Annotated in this window: 14 protein-coding genes; 5 read left to right on the top strand and 9 right to left on the bottom strand. The window is 68.5% G+C overall.

Annotation, left to right across the window (positions count from 1 at the left end):
- The first annotated feature begins 56 nt into the window (after positions 1–56).
- Positions 57–1,298, top strand: coding sequence for a CaiB/BaiF CoA-transferase family protein (locus QZ749_RS12115; RefSeq protein WP_296947009.1), 1,242 nt, complete (start codon positions 57–59; stop codon positions 1,296–1,298).
- 111 nt (positions 1,299–1,409) lie between these two features.
- Here the strand turns inward: QZ749_RS12115 and QZ749_RS12110 are convergent, their stop codons facing one another.
- Both QZ749_RS12110 and QZ749_RS12105 read right to left on the bottom strand, forming a co-directional pair.
- A complete protein-coding gene (locus QZ749_RS12110; protein WP_296947008.1) occupies positions 1,410–1,727 on the bottom strand; it encodes a hypothetical protein in 318 nt (105 codons plus the stop codon).
- A 161-nt stretch (positions 1,728–1,888) separates the two neighbouring features.
- Positions 1,889–3,139 carry a YbfB/YjiJ family MFS transporter gene (locus QZ749_RS12105; protein WP_296947005.1) on the bottom strand — a complete coding sequence of 417 codons (1,251 nt, stop codon included), beginning with the start codon at positions 3,137–3,139 and terminating at the stop codon, positions 1,889–1,891.
- 98 nt (positions 3,140–3,237) lie between these two features.
- Between QZ749_RS12105 and QZ749_RS12100 the strand changes: the two genes are divergently transcribed.
- Entirely contained in the window at positions 3,238–3,840 is a 603-nt protein-coding gene (locus QZ749_RS12100; protein WP_296947002.1) for a TetR/AcrR family transcriptional regulator, read from the top strand.
- A gap of 114 nt (positions 3,841–3,954) precedes the next feature.
- Here QZ749_RS12100 and QZ749_RS12095 read toward each other — a convergent pair whose 3' ends face one another.
- The 5 genes from QZ749_RS12095 to QZ749_RS12075 all read right to left on the bottom strand — a co-directional run bounded on the left by QZ749_RS12095 (position 3,955) and on the right by QZ749_RS12075 (position 7,785).
- Positions 3,955–5,175, bottom strand: coding sequence for an MFS transporter (locus tag QZ749_RS12095; protein WP_296946999.1), 1,221 nt, complete (start codon positions 5,173–5,175; stop codon positions 3,955–3,957).
- Positions 5,176–5,241: 66 nt separating this feature from the next.
- A complete protein-coding gene (locus QZ749_RS12090) occupies positions 5,242–6,123 on the bottom strand; it encodes a hypothetical protein (RefSeq protein WP_296947173.1) in 882 nt (293 codons plus the stop codon).
- 17 nt (positions 6,124–6,140) lie between these two features.
- Complete coding sequence (locus QZ749_RS12085) at positions 6,141–6,938, bottom strand: hypothetical protein (RefSeq protein WP_296946994.1); 798 nt, start codon at positions 6,936–6,938, stop codon at positions 6,141–6,143.
- Positions 6,935–7,456: a hypothetical protein gene (locus QZ749_RS12080; RefSeq protein ID WP_296946992.1), complete on the bottom strand. Its 522-nt coding sequence runs from the start codon at positions 7,454–7,456 to the stop codon at positions 6,935–6,937. Before QZ749_RS12080 ends, QZ749_RS12085 begins: the two co-directional genes overlap by 4 nt.
- A gap of 38 nt (positions 7,457–7,494) precedes the next feature.
- The gene (locus QZ749_RS12075; protein ID WP_296946989.1) at positions 7,495–7,785 is read right to left on the bottom strand and encodes a DnaJ domain-containing protein; all 291 of its coding nucleotides are present in this window, start codon (positions 7,783–7,785) and stop codon (positions 7,495–7,497) included.
- A gap of 228 nt (positions 7,786–8,013) precedes the next feature.
- Here QZ749_RS12075 and QZ749_RS12070 point away from each other — a divergent pair, with 228 nt between their 5' ends.
- The 3 genes from QZ749_RS12070 to QZ749_RS12060 all read left to right on the top strand — a co-directional run bounded on the left by QZ749_RS12070 (position 8,014) and on the right by QZ749_RS12060 (position 12,609).
- The gene (locus QZ749_RS12070) at positions 8,014–9,765 is read left to right on the top strand and encodes a glutamine--tRNA ligase/YqeY domain fusion protein (protein ID WP_296946988.1); all 1,752 of its coding nucleotides are present in this window, start codon (positions 8,014–8,016) and stop codon (positions 9,763–9,765) included.
- A 227-nt stretch (positions 9,766–9,992) separates the two neighbouring features.
- On the top strand, positions 9,993–11,846 hold the full coding sequence (locus tag QZ749_RS12065) for a CHASE domain-containing protein (protein WP_296946986.1): 1,854 nt from the start codon (positions 9,993–9,995) through the stop codon (positions 11,844–11,846).
- A 247-nt stretch (positions 11,847–12,093) separates the two neighbouring features.
- The gene (locus QZ749_RS12060; RefSeq protein ID WP_307726662.1) at positions 12,094–12,609 is read left to right on the top strand and encodes a hypothetical protein; all 516 of its coding nucleotides are present in this window, start codon (positions 12,094–12,096) and stop codon (positions 12,607–12,609) included.
- Between the two features lie 135 nt (positions 12,610–12,744).
- Here QZ749_RS12060 and QZ749_RS12055 read toward each other — a convergent pair whose 3' ends face one another.
- Together QZ749_RS12055 and QZ749_RS12050 are read right to left on the bottom strand one after the other, a co-directional pair.
- The gene (locus QZ749_RS12055; RefSeq protein WP_296946985.1) at positions 12,745–13,020 is read right to left on the bottom strand and encodes a hypothetical protein; all 276 of its coding nucleotides are present in this window, start codon (positions 13,018–13,020) and stop codon (positions 12,745–12,747) included.
- 178 nt (positions 13,021–13,198) lie between these two features.
- Complete coding sequence (locus tag QZ749_RS12050) at positions 13,199–14,083, bottom strand: NAD-dependent epimerase/dehydratase family protein (RefSeq protein ID WP_296946982.1); 885 nt, start codon at positions 14,081–14,083, stop codon at positions 13,199–13,201.
- Positions 14,084–14,101 lie beyond the last annotated feature (18 nt).

The following is a 14,101-nucleotide window of genomic DNA, read 5'->3' as shown; positions in this document are numbered from 1 at the left end:
CGGCAGGCCGCGCGCCGACTATAATCGGCGCCAACCAGACCAGCATTGGAGACACGATGACGCCACCGAACGCCCTGCCCGGCGCCCTGAACCACATCCGCGTGCTCGACCTGTCGCGCGTCCTCGCCGGGCCCTGGTGCTCGCAGAACCTGGCCGACCTCGGCGCCGACGTGATCAAGATCGAGCGCCCGGGCGCCGGCGACGACACCCGCGCCTGGGGGCCGCCCTACGCGGCGGACGCCGCCGGCAACCCGACCACGGAAGCGGCCTACTACCTGTCCGCCAACCGCGGCAAGCGCTCCGTCACCGTCGACATCGCCAGCAGCGAAGGCCAGGCGCTGCTGCGCGACCTGGTGCGCCATTGCGACGTGGTGATCGAGAACTTCAAGGTCGGGCACCTGAAGCGCTACGGCCTCGACTACGAATCGCTGCAGGCCATCAAGCCCGACCTGGTGTACTGCTCGATCACCGGCTTCGGCCAGGACGGCCCGTACGCGCACCGCGCCGGCTACGACTTCCTCATCCAGGGGATGGGCGGGCTGATGTCGATCACCGGCGAGCGCGACGACCTGCCCGGCGGCGGCCCGCAGAAGGCGGGCGTGGCCATCACCGACCTGATGACGGGGATGTACGCGACGGTGGCCGTGCTGGCCGCGCTGACCCACCGCGACCGCACCGGCCAAGGCCAGCGCATCGACATGTCGCTGCTCGACACCCAGGTGGCGATGCTGGCCAACGTGGGCAGCAACTACCTCAACAGCGGCAAGCGCCCGCGCCGCTGGGGCAATGCGCACGCCAACATCGTGCCCTACCAGACCTTCGCCTGCCGCGACGGCCACCTGATCGTCGCCACCGGCAACGACGGCCAGTACCGCAAGTTCGTCGAGGCCGGCGGCCGGCCGGAACTGGCGCACGACGCGCGCTTCGCCACCAATCCGCTGCGCGTGCAGAACCGCGACGCGCTGGTGCCGCTGCTGGCCGCGATGGTCAGGGAAAAGGACCGCGACGACTGGATCGCGCTGCTGGAAGAGGCCGGCGTGCCCTGCGGCCCGATCAACGAGCTGGACGAGGTGTTCGCCAACGAGCAGGTACAGGCGCGCGGCATGCAGATCGCGCTGCCGCATCCGCAGGCCGGCGAGGTGAAGCTGGTGCGCAGTCCGATGAAGCTGTCGGCGCTGCCGTCCACGAGCGACAAGGCGCCGCCGCTGCTGGGCCAGCACACCGACGAGGTGCTGCGCGAGGTGCTGGGCAAGAGCGGCGAGGAGATCGCCGCCCTGCGCGCCAAACGGGTGTTGTAGGCGCCGGCGAACCGCGCACGTTCGGTGGGCACGGGGTGCCCACCCTACGATGTATCACGTGCAACGGTAGTGGTTGGGCACCCCGTGCCCACCAGGCGCAAGGCGGCCGGATCAGTGCAGCTTGTGCTTCAGGTCCGACAATTCCGCATGCACGCGCGTGACGGCCGCTTCCAGGTGCGCCGGCATGGTCGGCAGCGAACGGCTGATGCGCTTGGCTTCGTCGCCCATGTCCTCCAGGCGGTCGACGCACTCGATCACGCGCTGCTGGTCGTTCGACTGCATCACGCTCTGGGCCTGCTTGGCTTCGCGCGACAGCTTCTCGATGCAGTCGCGGATCTCGTTCGGGGCATCGGCCAGGGCCTGCTCCGCTTCGCCGATGGTTTGCTGAATATGAGTGAATCGCTGCTGGATTTCGTTTGCTTGCAACATGACGTACTCCTTTGCATTGATGGGTCTCATCCGCGCCCTGGAGAGCGCGGGGCTGGAAGCAAAATGATAACGTCGGTAGAGAATAAACGGCGCACGAACGGTATGGATGAGTTCCATCGCTCAGCAATACACCGCGCCCGCAATCGCCGGAATTGACGAAATCACGCCCCTGCCGCCGGGGCCTGCGCCAGGCGCGCATGGGCCGCGCGCGCCAGCAGCAGGTCCGACAGCAGGGCCAGCGCCAGCGCCACGGCGCCCACGGCCAGCACGCTCCGGTGCTCCCCGCCGTTGGCGGCGAACAGCCAGGAACAGGCGTAGCCGGCCAGCGCCTGGAACAGCGCGAAGATCGTGGTGGCGCGGCTCCACGCGGCGGCCTGGGCGGCGGTGTCGTGGTGCAGGGCCTGGCGGATGCGGGTCAGCGTCAGCGGCACGATGCCGGACGGGAAGCTGCCGATGACCAGGGTGGCCGCGACCAGCACCGCGCGGTGCGTGCCCGCCACCAGCGCGACGGCCGCGCCGATCTGCAGCAGCAGCGTCAGGCGCGTGGCGGCGCCGGTGCCGAGGCGCTCGCCGAGCATCCCGTACACCACCGGGCCGCCGATCGCGCCGATCCCGTAGACGATCCAGAACATCGACGCCGCATGCGTGCCCATGTGCAGGCCGCGGGCCACGTAGTCGACCAGGAAGACCATCATCGGCACCAGTCCCACCGCCTTCAGCGCGTACTGGCCGTAGATCAGCCGCAGCACGAAGCCGGAGCCGCCCGCCGCCGCCGGTGCCGGCACGGATGCGGGCACGGATGCGGACACTGCCGCGGCGCCGGATGCCGTCCCCTGCGGCCACCAGTTCCAGCTGGCCAGCGCCAGCGCCAGCGAGACCAGCCCCAGCCCGGTCCAGGTGGCCGCCAGGCCCCGTTCGAGCAGCAGCGGCACCAGCGTGCCCGAGGCCGCGATGCCCAGGCCGATGCCGAGGAAGATGGCGCCGCTGGCCAGGCCGCGGCGCGCCGGCGGGACGGCCGGCAACACGGTCAGCGCGGCCAGCACCATGATGATGCCGCCGGACAGGCCGGACAGGAAACGCCAGGCGAAGAACCATGCCACCGACAGCGGCAGCGCGCAGGCCAGGAACGCCAGCGCGGCCAGCACCATCATCAGCTGCAGCGTGCGGCGCGCGCCCAGCCGCCGGGCCAGCGGCCTGCCGGACAGCGCGCCGGCGAGGTAGCCGGCGAGGTTGGCGGCGCCGAGGAACACGACGTCGCCGGCGCCGAACCAGTGGGCCTGGATCAGCGCGGGAATGAGGGGCGTGTAGGCGAAGCGCGCCAGCCCGATGCCCACCAGGCTGGCGCACAGGCCGGCCAGGATGGCGCGTGCGACGGCCGCGCCATCGTCCCGGATTGTCGATACGGATTGCATGATTGTCCTCGTCGGGTTGTTTGACACCACCGTCAAACATAATGTTTGACACGGTAGTCAAATTTGACGCCCATGTCAAGAATGCCGATAATGGCGGCATGGCAGGGACGAGACAATTCGACGAGGACGAGGTCCTCGACCGCGCGCTGCGGCTGTTCTGGCGGCGCGGCTTCGGCGCGACCTCGATGCAGGACATCGCCCAGGCGACCGGCGTGCTGCGCGGTTCGCTGTACCACGCCTACGGCGACAAGCAGGCGATCTTCCTGAGGATCTTCGCGCGCTACCGGGCGTGGTTCCTGGACGGCGTGCGCGCGGCGCTGGCCGCGCCCGCGGTCGACGCGGCGCTGCGCGACTACCTGCGCTTCTCGATCGAGACGGTGACGGCGGCGGACGACGACGCCATGACGCGCGGCTGCCTGACCAGCAAGACGGCGCTCGACGAGACGGCCATGGACGACGCCATCCGCGCCGCCCTGCGCGGCCTGCTCGACGGCGTGCGCGCCCTGCTGGAAGAGCGGCTGGCGCGGCCGGACGCGCGCGGCCGCCTGGCCCTGGCGCCGGCCGCGGCGGCGCGGCTCCTCGTCACGTCGACGCGCGGCCTGGTCGTGATGGAAAGGGTGTACCGCGACAAGGGGGAGTTGCAGGCGGTGGCGGACGATCTGCTGGCGCTGCTGGTGCCGGATACGGCGCGTCCGGATTAACAACCGTCGCCCCGGCGCAGGCCGGGGGCCAATTTGCATGCATCGCGACAGCGCTCGATGATTGGGCCCCGGCCTGCGCCGGGGCGACGGGCGTCGCGGGTACCGTTCCCGGCTTCAATCGACCGGAACGGGCGCCGGCACCGGCTCCAGCGGCGCCAGCCCGCGCAGGCGCAGCGCCACGGCCAGTCCCGTCGCCAGGATGGCGCCCAGCAGCGTCACCACGCCGGGCCAGCCGCCGTGCGCCCACAGCACGCCGGCCAGCCAGCCGACCAAGCTCGATCCCAGGTAGTAGAAGAACAGGTACAGGGCCGAGGCCAGCGCCTGCGGCGGGCGCGCGCGCCGGCCGACCCAGCTGCTGGCCACCGAGTGCGAGGCGAAGAAGCCGAAGGTGAACAGGCCCATGCCGGCCACCACCAGCGCCAGCGGCGCGGCCAGCGTCAGCAGCAGGCCGGCCAGCATCGCCGCCATCACGATCCACAGCACGTTGCGCCGGCCCAGGCGGTCGGCCAGCTTGCCGGCCCAGACCGAACTGAAGATGCCCAGCAGGTACAGCACCGACAAGGCCCCGACGGCGCTCTGGCGCAGGCCGTATTCCGGCCCCAGCAGGCGGTAGCCGATGTAGTTGTACATGCTGACGAAGGTGCCCATCAGCAGGAAGGACAGGCAGAACATCCAGGGCAGCCCGGCGTCGCGCATGTGCGCGAGGGTGCCGTGGACCAGGGCCGCCAGGCCGCCCCGCCCCTGGCGGAAGCGGCGCGAGGCCGGCAGGCTGCGCTGGAATTCCCACGCCGCGTACAGCCCGGCCGCGCCCATCGTGCCGACGGCGACGCGCCAGTCGTAGACATCGCTGATCACGGACGACAGCACGCGCCCGACCATGCCGCCGAAGGCGCTGCCGCCGATGTACAGGCCCATCGAGTGGCCCAGCGACGGGCCGTCGATCTCTTCGCCGAGGTAGGCCATGGCCAGCGCCGGCATCCCGCCCAGCAGCAGGCCGAGCAGGGCGCGCAGCACCAGCAGTTGCGGGTAGCTGTGCGCGAACGCGGCCAGCAGCGTCAGCACGCCGCCGGCGAACATCGAGCCGGCCATCAGGGGCTTGCGGCCGTAGCGCTCGGACAGCACGCTGGAGCCCAGCAGCGAGACGGCCAGCGCGCCGGTGGACACCGACAGCGCGAGGCTGCTCTGGGCCGGCGTCAGGCCAAAATCATGGGCCAGCAGCGGCATCAGCGGCTGCACGCAGTACAGCAGGGCGAAGGTGGAAAAGCCGCCGAAGACCATGGCGCGGTTGATGCGCTTGAATTCGGCGCTGCCGGTCGTGATGGGGGGATGGGACATTGCGGAGGATCCAGTTTTTACCGCCAATCGTAGGGTGCGCACCCCGTGCGCACCATGCATCGCCGATTACGGATACTCCGCGTCGATCTCCGACCCGGCGTAGTTTTCCAGTTCCACGAACAGCTGCCCGAGCGGCGCCTTGCCCGCGATGTTCTGCAGGAAGGTGCTGTTGCGGTACAGGTCGATGCGCTTGGCGATGACGGCCTGGTACGGCGCCGGGACGTTCTCCAGCAGCGCCGCCCAGCCCGCCTCGAAGTCGGGCTTGTCCTTGCGCACGGCCGTGACGAAGCGCTCGAACTCCTTCTGCCCCGTGCGCGCCACGATGCGCCCGCCGCCCTCGATGCCGAACACGATCGCCAGCGCGATCACGCCCTCGGCGTTCAGGTCCGGATCCTTGACGGCGCCGTCCCAGTGGTGGCGGCGCAGCCACTGCGCGGTGCGCACGATGGCCTGCACTTCCTGGCGCTGCCTGAGCTGGCCCAGGTAGCGCTGGTGGCCGGACCAGGTCTCGCCCGGGTCGGCCGTGCAAATGTCGACGAACAGTTCCTTCAGGCGCCGCTGGGCGTAGACCGGGTCCTTGTCGTATTCGCCGACCAGGCTGTCCTCGGGCAGCGCCGCCAGTTCGCGGATCATGCGGAAGCCCTGCTGGAACACCAGTTCCGCGCCCTCCCCGACCAGCACGCCCAGCGCGGCCTCGTCGCCGACGTCCTCGGCCTCGTCGCCGACCAGGTCTTCCAGGCCCAGCGAGATGCAGCCGATGGTCAGGAGCTGGGCGCGCTGGATGCCCTCGGCGGTGCGGTCGTTGGTGAACTTTTCCGCGACCATCGCGGTGATGCCCGACAGTTCGTCGGCCAGGGCGGCCGCCTCGTCGGCGTCGGCGCGGCCGGGGATCAGGCGGATCGCGCGGATCAGGCGCGGCAGTTTCTCGATGACGATGGCAGGCAGCATGGTCGCGTCGGCCCCGTTCACGAGAAGATGTCCGTGCCCATGCTGCGGCGGGTGCTGCGGCGCGGCAGGCTGCGCACCGACGGCACCTGCTTGCGCAGGCGGTACAGCAGTTCGCGCGTCGTGCGCTGCTGGAATTCCGGCTCCTCGTCCGGATCGTCCGGCAGCTCGACGTCGGCCAGGTCGGCCGTGTTGCGGTATTCCGGGAACAGTTCCAGCAGCGAGCGCTGCCAGCCGTCCTCGCTGGCCTTGGCCAGGTCGACCGCCAGCGGCACGATATCGCTGTCGGACGTCGTGTGCACGTTGATGTGCGGGCCGCGGTGGTTGATCTCGCCGGCCACCTCGAGGATCTCGCGCGGCGCCAGCGACCACAGGATCGCGAACGCGGTGGCGCCGTGGTCGGTGGCGGCCGCCTCTTCCAGCAGCTCGTTGCGGCGGTCCTCGTCGTCGGTCGCGTAGACCACGCCGTGGATGTGGTTGAACAGGCCCTCGGCGATGCGCTCGGGGTCGTCCTCGATCAGGTCGTCCGGCCAGGTGGCGGCCAGGTAGGCCAGGCTCTCGGCCCAGGCCTTGGGCGGCACCAGCATGGTCGCCAGCGACGTCTTGGCGCCGTCGAAGCCGGCCAGGTGCAGCGCGGTGACCTGCGGCGGCAGCGTGGACAGCACCTCGGCCACGGCATAGTCGCCGTGCTCGTCGGCGGCCTGCGAGAATGCCTCCTCGGCGTGCTGCAGCGAACCGGACAGCACCAGCTCGGTGACCTGCTTGGTCAGCGCGGGCAGGTTGGCCTTGCCGCCGTCATCTTTCACGTCGTCGCTCATTCGCGTTCTCCATCCTGGTCGAACAGGCCGGTGAAGTCGTCGCCGGCGGCGCCGGCCGCGGTCTCGTCCAGTTCGTCGTCGTCGCCCTCGTCGTCCCTGGCCAGCTGGTCGAGCGACTGGTCGTCGTCTTCCCAGCGCGCCGGGTTCTTGTACAGGAAGGCCGTGACGATCGCCTGGCGCGCCAGTTCCGGATGGTTGGCGCAGATGGCCTCGTACATGGCCTTGCCCTGCGCGTCGCCGTCGCAGTTGGCCATGGCGAACACGGACGACGGATCGTCGCTTTCATAGTCGTAGGCGGCGCGCACCAGGCCCTTGGGGTCGGTGAAGCGGATGCGGTCGACCAGCGCGAACGCCATCATGTTGACGTCGTCCAGGCCGTCGCCGTTGGCGTATTCGGACACCAGGGCCTGCACCATCATGTCGTAGTTCTTGCGGTTGGGCGGATCGCCCAGCGTGCCTTCGATCTGGCCTTCCAGCTCGCGCGACTGGAAGGCGAATTCCGGATGTACTTTTTTCATGTTGAACTCGTGTAAGTGTCGGTGGGAAACGTGGCGCCTCAGTACTGCAGGCCGACCCCGTTCAGCGCGAAGGTGGAGCGCCACAGTTCGAACGCTTCCGCCTCGGCGTCGAGCACGATGCGGTGGTTCACGCTCTGGTCGTATTCGCTGCGCCTGGCCGGGTCCGACAGGATCTCGTAGGCCTTGGTCACGGCCTTGAAGCGCGCTTCCGCGCCCGGCGCCTGGTTGCGGTCCGGGTGGTAGCGCATCGCCAGGGAGCGGTAGACTTTCTTGATGTCGTCGTCGGTGGCATTCGGCGCGACGCCGAGGATCGCGTATAGATTTTCCACTTGGAACTCTCCGGCAGTGCCGAAAAAAAGGTTAAACCGAGATTATCCTATAGAAAACGCCAACTTGACAGGCTCGCCTCCCTTGCGGCGCGGCGCCGGCGCCCAGTATCCGCCCCGGGTGGCCGTGGAACCGTGCGCTCGGCCACATACGCCGGTCCATGCGATGTATCCAATACGTGTATCTACGGTAAAATGCCGGGAATCTTACCTATCCCAAACATAGTTTTCATGAGCAACGACAAGAACGCCACGGCGGCGCCCGCACCGTCGTCGAATTTCGTACGCGCGATCATCGACGCGGATCTCGCGGCGGGCACCCATGCCCGTCCAGGCATGCCCCCGGTCATCACCCGCTTCCCGCCGGAGCCGAACGGCTACCTGCACGTGGGCCACGCCAAATCGATCTGCCTGAACTTCGGCCTGGCGCGCGACTACGCCGGCCGCTGCCACCTGCGCTTCGACGACACCAATCCGGAGAAGGAAGACCAGGAATACGTCGACACGATCATGGACAGCGTCAAGTGGCTAGGCTTTTCCTGGGAACAGGGTGGGCAGGAATACCTGCACTACGCCAGCGACTATTTCGACAAGCTGTACGCCATGGCCGAGTACCTCATCCAGACCGGCAAGGCCTACGTCGACAGCCAGAGCGCCGAGGACATGGCGAAAAACCGCGGCAACTTCGGCACGCCGGGCACCAACTCGCCGTTCCGCGACCGTCCGGCCGAGGAATCGCTGCAGCTGTTCCGCGACATGAAGGCCGGCAAGTACAAGGACGGCGAGCACATCCTGCGCGCGAAAATGAGCGAGGACGCGATGGCCTCGCCCATCATGACCAACCGCGACCCGGCCCTGTACCGCATCCGCCACGCGCACCACCACCGTACCGGCGACGCCTGGTGCATCTACCCGATGTACGACTACACGCACCCGATCTCGGACGCGCTGGAAGACATCACGCATTCGCTGTGCACGCTGGAATTCACCGACCACCGTCCGTTCTACGACTGGCTGGTCGACACGCTCGCCGACGGCGGCTTCTTCCAGCGCCCGGTGCCGCGCCAGTACGAATTCTCGCGCCTGAACCTGACCTATGTCGTCACCTCCAAGCGCAAGCTGCGCCAGCTGGTCGACGACGGCATCGTCACCGGTTGGGACGACCCGCGCATGCCGACCATCGTCGGCCTGCGCCGCCGCGGCTACACGCCGGAATCGATCCAGCTGTTCTGCGAGCGCATCGGCGTGTCGAAAGTCGACGGCTGGATCGACATGAGCACGCTGGAAGGCGCGCTGCGCGACGACCTGGACCCGAAGGCGCCGCGCGCCATCGCCGTGCTGCGTCCGCTGAAGCTGATCGTCGACAACTTCCCGGAAGGCCAGGTCGTCGATTGCAGCGCACCGGTCCACCCGCACCATCCGGAACTGGGCAACCGTTCCTTCCCGTTCACCCGGGAACTGTGGATCGAGCAGGAAGACTTCATGGAAGTGCCGTCCAAGGGCTACCACCGCTTCACCCCGCCCACCGCCGACAAGCCGGGCGCGCGCGTGCGCCTGAAGTACGGCTTCGTGGTCGAGTGCACCGGCTTCGACAAGGATGCGGACGGCAACGTCACCGCGGTCCACGTCAACTATTTCGAGGATTCGAAATCCGGCACGCCGGGCGCCGACAACTACAAGGTCAAGGGCAACATCACCTGGGTCAGCGCCAGCCATGCCCTGGAAGCCGAAGTGCGCCTGTACGACCGCCTGTTCCTGGACCCGCAGCCGGACGCCGGCGGCAAGGACTTCAAGAGCGTGCTCAACCCGAACGCGCTGGAGACCGTCAAGGCCTACCTCGAGCCGGGCCTGAAGGACGCCGTCGCCGACCAGCGCTTCCAGTTCGAGCGCCACGGCTACTTCGTCGCCGACCGCGTCGATTCCCGGCCGGGCAAGCCGGTGTTCAACCGCGTCACCACGCTCAAGGACAGCTGGGCCAAGTGATGCCGGGGTGAGCGCCCGCTCACCCGCCGGCCTGCGCGAACCCGGCCATGCAGACCGTCGTCCCGGCGCAGGCCGGGACGACGTTGTCCTGTAGCCGCCTAATCCCAAACCACCCTTCCGCCAACTCCCCGACCTGCTAGGTTCCTCCCGCATCCGAATTGCGTACGTTGCAACGGATTAACTCGCCGCCGGCATGCCGCCGGGGCCGGGGCTTCGGGAGAGCAGCCATGTCGACGGTGTTGAAGGACGCGTTCTCGGTCACCCGCCTGTCGTTCTGGACCGGCGCCCTGCTCTCGTCGCTGATCGGCAGCGCGCTGTACATCTTCACCCAGCGCTCGATCGAGAGCGATGCGCAGGAACGCTTCGTCAACCACGCCAGGTACGCGCAGAGCGTCATCGGCGTGCGCATCAAGTCCTATACCGACCTGCTGCGCGGCGCCGGCAGCATGATCCAGAGCGTCGACACCTTCGACCACCGCCAGTTCCACGACTACGTGCGCGGACTGGAACTGCCGCGCAACTTCCCCGCGGTCGACTTCATGAACTACGCGGTGTACGTGCCCGAGTCCGGGCGCGAGGCCTTTCTTGCCGGCCTGGACAGGGAGATCAGGACGATGCTGGGGCCGACGGCCAGCGTCCGCATCGCGCCGCCGGGCATCCGTCCCGCCTACCTGGTGGTCGCCCACATCGAGCCAGACGCGCCCGCGGACACGTTCTACGGCGTCGACCTGATGGCCAACCGCTATTTCGGCAACCAGCTGCTGCAGGCCCGCGACGACGGCAAGCTGCACGCCGCGGGCACGCCGATCCCGGTGCTGTCGCGGCCGAACGAATGCTACCTGGGACTGCGCATGCCCACCTACCGCCGCGGCATGCCGCTCGACACGGTCGAGCGGCGCCGCGCCGCCTATACCGGCTCGATCGGGATCGCGTTCAGCCTGCCCAAGCTGCTGCACGGCGTGCTCGACGAGATTCCGATTCCCGGCGTGCGCATGACGCTGTACGACACCGGCCCGCGCATGGACGTGCACGGGCGCGACAGCTCGGGCCGCCCGCTGACGCTGTTCGACAGCCGCGGCACGCCCGCCCACCCCACGCCGCCGCTCGACACCGGCCGCGCCATGTACGTCGTCACGTTGTCGCTGGACTTCAACGGCCGCCCCTGGAAGACCACCTACAGCGTGCCGAAGGCGGCGCTGTACACGGAATTCGACGACTACTATCCGAAGCTGATGATGCTGTTCGGTTTCATCGGCGCGATCCTGCTGTACGCGCTGCTGCAGATGCTGACCTCGTCGCGGCGCGCCGCCCTCGAACTGGCGCAGGAAATGACCAGCGAACTGCGCGAGAGCCAGAGCAAGCTGCAACTGTCGCACCAGAAGCTGCGCCGCCTGGCCGACCACGCCTACCAGATCAAGGAACTCGAGCGCAAGCGCATCGCGCGCGAGATCCACGACGACCTGGGCCAGAACCTGCTGGCGCTGCGCATCGAGACCGAGCTGCTGGCCACGCGCACCCGCGGCAGCCACAACATCCTGCACCGGCGCGCCCGGGCGACGCTGCTGCAGATCGACACCACCATCAAGAGCGTGCGCCAGATCATCAACGACCTGCGCCCGACGGTGCTCGACCTGGGCCTGTCCGCCGCCGTCGAGTGGCAGGTCAACCAGTTCCAGCGCCGCACCGGCATCCGCTGCCGCATCGAGGACGACCACGGCGAGATCGCCCTGCCCGACCATTGCGCCACCGCCTTCTTCCGCATCCTGCAGGAATCGCTGACCAACATCGTGCGCCACGCCCATGCCAGCGAGGTCGTGGTCGCGCTGCGCCTGGAGGGCAACTGGCTGTCGCTGTCGGTGCGCGACAACGGCTGCGGCCTGCCCCCGGGCGGACGCAACAAGTACGGCTCGTTCGGCCTGGTGGGCATCGAGGAACGCATCGTCATCCTGGGCGGCACCTGCGCCGTGTTCAGCGAGCCCGACGGCGGCACCACCGTGATGGTGTCGGCGCCGGTGATCGGCACGCCGCCGCCCAACCCCTATCCCGAGGACGAGATGCAGCCCGGTTCGGCCGTCATCTGACGCGCCCTGCTGCCGGCAAGATCACGCGTCTGCCATTTCCGGCAACGTCCCCATGAGTTTTTGACAAAACGCAAGTTTGCATGGAATTGCGTCAACTATATTGAATTCAGGTAATACACATCAACGACAGACCATGTTCACGCCGGCCGCGCCGGCGGAAAAGGAGGCGCTTGCCACGCGACACCGCAGTACCACGACAACACTAGGGAAGCAGTACGACAACATCACGACAACGATGAGGATGACCATGAATGCCAACGACCTGTTCAACGCCGTAATGGAACTCGACCTCGAGCCGATCAAGACGAAGCTGATGCACATCGAATCCGGGGAAGGCTGGAGCCTGGAAAAGGCCGCCGCCGTCGAGAAGGAATACCGCCGCTTCCTGTGCCTGATGAAGCTGTATCCGGACGAGGATGCCGCGCCGCTGGTCGACGTCGACACGTTCTGGCACTACCACATCCTCGACACCATGAAGTACGCGCAGGATTGCGAGCGGGCGTTCGGCTACTTCCTGCACCACTACCCCTACGTCGGCATGCGCGGCGGCGACGACGGCCAGTTCCGCATCGACTGCGGCGAGCGCATGCGCACCCTGTACGAAGCCACCTTCGACGAGACCTACCCGGGCGCGAAGCCGATCGTCGTCAGGGACGGCGCCGCGACCGCATGGTGCGCCGGCCCCGGCGCGAAGGAAAGCGTGGCGAAGGACGGCGCGGCGACCGCATGGTGCGCCGGTCCCGGCGCACGGCATGCCGCCTGAGGATCGCATCCGGCCCGCTTTCTCCTGGTCAAGCCTGATCCCCGGCGGGTGTGCGCCGCCCGTCGCGTGCGCGCGGCAGGCGTGCGCATGCGCGGCCGCCCGCGCCGCATCGGCCGGTCGGCCGGTGCGGGCCGCTCAGGCGGCCAGCGCCTCCTCGTCGTGCCGGGCTTTTTCGCGCACCATCAGGGCGCGCAGTTCGCGGATGCTGTAGTCGGACACCTCATGCATGCGCAGCAGGATGGTGGCGCCGATCGGCAGCGTGTTGTGGCGGATCTTGCTGATCACCGGCGGCGCGACTTCCAGCACGCGCGACAGGGCGGCATCGTTCTTCAGGCGGAGTTTGGTGATGATGGCGTCGAGGACCCGGTTCGGGTCGTAGTCGGCGCCATCCGGGATACGACGGACGGGCATGACGGTCTTCTTTCAAAAATAATGATCCATGGGATATTCTCCATAACCCATCATGGGTAATGAAAAATACGCTAGTTTCGGGAATTGCTGTGTATTTGTATGGTCGCTCTACGGCGTACCCGAATGATACATGGACCAATTAGTATTTGCTTAAGCCGGCCTTATTTTTGCCATTTCGTCATGGTTTCATCGCGGCGACGGCCGCCTCGAGGCGGGGATGGCGCAGGCGCGCGCGCAGCTCGCGGCGCAGCCGGCCGTTCTCGAGCCGGCGCGATTCCGACATGAAGGACAACAGCAGCGGCGACACTTCCCGCGCCAGCTCGGCGCGCGGCAGGCGCGGCGGGCGCGCCAGGCCGAACGTGTCCGCCACCAGGTCGAAGTAGTCCCCCATCTTCATGTGGGTGTCGTCGGCGGCGTTGTAGACGCGCCCCGGCCGGCCGCGGAACAGCGCCAGCGCCGCCAGCAGCGCGAGGTCGTCGGCGTGGATGTGGTTGGTGTACACGTCGTCCTGCGGCGCCAGCGCCGGCGTGCCGCGCTGCAGGCGCTCGAGCGGCAGGCGCTCGCGCGCATAGATGCCGGGCGCGCGCAGGATCGCGACCCGCCCGCCCGCCGCCAGCGCCCAGGCGCGCAGCACCCGCTCGGCGTCGACGCGGCGCGCGGCGCGGGCGTTGCGGGGCGCCACCGGCGTCGTCTCCGGCGTCGGCGCGCCGCCACGGTCGCCATAGACGCCGCTGGTGCTGATGTAAACCACCTGCGCGCCCTCGGGTAGAATGGCGGTCAAATTGCGCGTACGCACATCGAGCGCGCCCTGCTGCGGCGGCGGCGCCAGGTGCACCACCCGCTGCGCCAGCCCGGCCAGGCGCTTGAGCGAGGCCGGGCGGTCGAGGTCGGCCACGATGGGGATCGCCCCCGCCGCGCGCAGTTGCGCGCAGCGCTGCGGCTGGCTGGTGACGGCGAACACGCGGAAACGCCCGCGCAGCAGCGGCAGCAGGCGCATCCCGACGTCGCCGCAACCGACGACCAGCAGGCGCGGCTTGCCGAACGCGCGTGCGCGCGCCCCCATGTGTTGACTTCCATTATT

The organism is uncultured Massilia sp. (genome assembly GCF_913773735.1).
Taxonomy (GTDB): Bacteria; Pseudomonadota; Gammaproteobacteria; order Burkholderiales; family Burkholderiaceae_D; genus Telluria.
The sequence above is the reverse complement of the archived record's forward strand: the minus strand, read 5'-3'. Positions and strand labels throughout refer to the sequence as shown.